This window comes from Peterkaempfera griseoplana (assembly GCF_001418575.1).
GTDB lineage: Bacteria > Actinomycetota > Actinomycetes > Streptomycetales > Streptomycetaceae > Peterkaempfera > Peterkaempfera griseoplana.
In genome coordinates this window covers 1-3,162 of record NZ_LIQR01000194.1, presented here as the reverse complement: position 1 = coordinate 3,162, position 3,162 = coordinate 1, and the positions used below count along the sequence as shown (strand labels likewise).

General features: G+C 74.5%; 3 protein-coding genes. 1 reads left to right on the top strand and 2 read right to left on the bottom strand.

The annotated features are described in order from the left end of the window. Window positions 1–627, bottom strand: a 627-nt coding sequence (locus AOK09_RS15540) for a glycosyltransferase (RefSeq protein WP_157875910.1), incomplete at its 3' end; no start/stop codon positions are given. Window positions 628–773: 146 nt separating this feature from the next. Here AOK09_RS15540 and AOK09_RS15535 point away from each other — a divergent pair. Then, window positions 774–2,201, top strand: a complete 1,428-nt coding sequence (locus AOK09_RS15535) for a glycosyltransferase 87 family protein (protein WP_063795963.1) — start codon at window positions 774–776, stop codon at window positions 2,199–2,201. A 25-nt stretch (window positions 2,202–2,226) separates the two neighbouring features. Here the strand turns inward: AOK09_RS15535 and AOK09_RS15530 are convergent. Then, window positions 2,227–3,162 (bottom strand): M48 family metalloprotease (locus tag AOK09_RS15530; RefSeq protein ID WP_055587785.1); only part of this gene is annotated, 936 nt, incomplete at its 5' end.

Here is a 3,162-nt window from a genome sequence, read left to right as displayed (position 1 = left end):
GCCCTTGCGCGGCACCAGCCGGGAGACGCACACCACCACCGGCCGGTCCGCCAGCCCCAGGCGCCGCCGCACCTCGCCGCCGCCGGAGTCCGGGTGGAAGGTCTTCTCGTCCACGCCCGGCGGCAGCTGCACCATGCGCGCCGCCGCCTCCTCGCCCACCGCGGCCGCGATCCGGGAGCGGGTGTACTCGCCCAGATAGGTCAGCACATCGGTGCGCTCCCCGATCCGCCGCAGCAGCCGCCGGGAGACCGGCAGCTCCGCCCAGGCCGCCTCGTGCCCATGGGTCATGCCCAGCAGCCGCCGGGCCCCGGCCCGGCGCAGCGCGGGCGCCATCAGGCCGAGCGGGGCGGCGGCGCCGAACCAGACCGAGGTGCAGCCCTCGGCCCGCAGGATGTCGGCCGCCCGCCGGACCACCCGCGGGGTGGGCACCATCATCCGGGTCCGGTCCCTGATCACCGGGAAGGGCTGCTCCGCGTCGAAGCGGGCGGCCTCCGAACCGTCCCGCCAGGTGGAGGCGTAGACCACCACGCTTCCCGGAGCCTGCCGCACCGCCATGTTGTGGACGAACTGCTGGATGCCGCCGGGCCGTGGGGGGAAGTCGTTGGTGACGATCAGGGTCTTGTGCATGGTCTCCGTACCATAGGTCAGGTCCGCCGTTCCACGGGAACCCGGAAACACCGTGTCACCGTCTTCACCACGGGCGGTACGCTCGCCCGACCGGCCCGGACGTCCGCCCGACACCGGCCGTCCTAGACCGAGTGAGGGATGCAGCTGTGGAGTTGGCAGAGCCCGGACGGGACCGGACCCTGGAACCGCCCCACGAGGAGCCGCCGCAGCCGCGTACCGCAGCCGGACCGCTCTGGGCGCTGGGACTCTCCTTCGTCGCCACCCGGGTGCTGATCGTGCTGATGTGCCTGGGGGTCTGGAAGATCTCCGGGCTGGACGTCACCGGCGACGTCTCGGTGATCTACCACGGCTGGTACGAGGTGCTGAAGACCGGCACCTTCCCGATGGACGACGTCACCTGGCAGTACCCGCCGGGAGCCGCCCTGGTGATGCTGGCGCCGGGGCTGCTGCCCTGGTCGTACCTCACCGACTTCATGGTGCTCACCGGGGTCTTCGACGTGCTGGCGATGCTGCTGCTGGTACGGGCGGGCGTCCGCGGGCGGCGGCGCTATGCGGGGGCGTGGCTCTGGGTGGCCGCGGTGCCCATGCTCGGGCCCACCGTCTACGCCCGCTACGACCTGATCGTGACCGCCGTCGCCGTCGCCGGACTGCTGGCCCTGGGGCGCAGGCGGTCCCGTCTCGCCGGGGTGCTGCTGGGCTTCGGCGGCCTGCTGAAGGTGTGGCCGCTGCTGGCGGTGATCGGTACCGCGCGCGGCAGCCGCACCCGCCGTGCCTGGATCGCCGCGGCGGTCACCGCCGCCGGGGCCGGCTTCCTGGTGGCCGCGGCGATGAACGGCGCCTTCCGGTTCCTCACCTTCCAGCGCGACCGCGGTGTGGAGATCGAGTCGCTGGCGGCGCTGCCGATCCACTGGGCCCGTACCCAGGGCAAGTGGCAGGGCCAGGTCACCCTCAACTACGGCTCGGTGGAGTTCCTCGGTCCATGGGTGCACGTCATCGCCCAGGTGTCGATGGCGACGACGGTGCTGGCGTTCGGCTGGCTGCTGGTGTGGCGGCTGCGGGCCCGGGTCTGGCACCCGGCGACGCCGTACGACGCCGCGCTGGCGGCGCTGCTGCTCTTCACCGTCACCAGCCGGGTGATCAGCCCCCAGTACCTGGTGTGGCTGATCGGCCTGGCCGCGGTCTGCCTGACCGCGCGGGGCACCACCCAGAAGCCGGTCGCGGTGCTGGTGCTGCTGGCGTCGGCGCTCACCGTGCTGGAGTTCCCGGTGCGGTTCAACCAGGTGGCGGCCTCCGATCCCGGCGGCGTCGCGCTGCTCACCGCACGCAATGTGCTGCTGCTGGGCGCGGCGCTGCTGTCCTGCGGCCGGCTGTGGCGCTCCACCATGGGACGCGCCGAGGAGGAGGACCCGGCGGAGGAGTGGGACGGCCTGCCGGACCCGGAGGCGGCGACCCGGATAGGCGACCCCTTCGAGGCGGAGACGGTGGCCTACACCGTGCGCCCCGGGATCGCCTATGAGCAGCACCTGCTGGAGGACCTGGATCCCGACCACGGCCCCTCCTCCTCCCGGCGCTGAGCGCCCGGCCCGGCGGGCTGGGCGCTCAGCCCCGCCAGCTGCGCGCGGCGGCGATCCGCCGGGCCGCGCTGGGATGCGTGCCGAAGAGCAGCTGCAGCGCCCGCGGTGGGTCGACATCGGCCACATTGGCCACCGCCAGCCGCCGCTGCATGGCGACGAACTGCTCCGGGTCGCGGGTGAGATCGAGGGCGTGGCGGTCCGCTCGGGCCTCCACGCGCCGGCTGACGGCGCACTGCAGCGGCCCGGACAGCGCCCCCAGCAGCGTCCCGCAGGCCGCCAGCAGCGGCAGTGAGCGGGGGTCCGCGGCGTCCGCCGCCCCGGCGGCCGACAGCAGCGGCGGCAGGCCCAGCAGCAGGCCGAGCAGACAGACCGCGGCGGCGGCCCCCAGCGCGCCCAGCGCGGTGCCGGTCAGGACGTCACGGTGCTTCACATGGCCCAGCTCATGGGCGACCACCAGCTCCACCTCACGGGGTTCGGCGGTGGCCAGGAGGGTGTCGTAGGCGACGATGCGGCGGGTGGCGCCGAGCCCGGAGACATAGGCGTTCAGCGCGGTGGTGCGCCGGGAGGCGTCCGCCACCAGCACCTCGCGGACCGCCACCGCGTCCTGCTCGGCCAGGTCCAGCAGGGCGGTGCGCAGCGGTCCGTCGGGCATCGGGGTGAAGCGGTTGAACAACGGCTCCACCACCAGCGGGAACAGGAACGACAACGCCACCGTGAGGGCCGCCGCCGCACCGGCCGCGGGCAGCCACCACCGGTGCGGCGACCAGGCGGTGAGGGCGTACAGGCCCCAGGCCGCAGGCAGGGCCAGCCCCAGGCCCAGCAGCAGCCCCCGCAGCACGTCCACCGCCCAGCCCGCCCAGCCCTGGGTCACCAGGCCGTAGCGCCGCCGCACCGTGCGGACCCGGGCCGTGAAGGGCAGCTGTACGGCCTCGCCCAGCAGCAGCAGGGCCGCCGCCCCGCC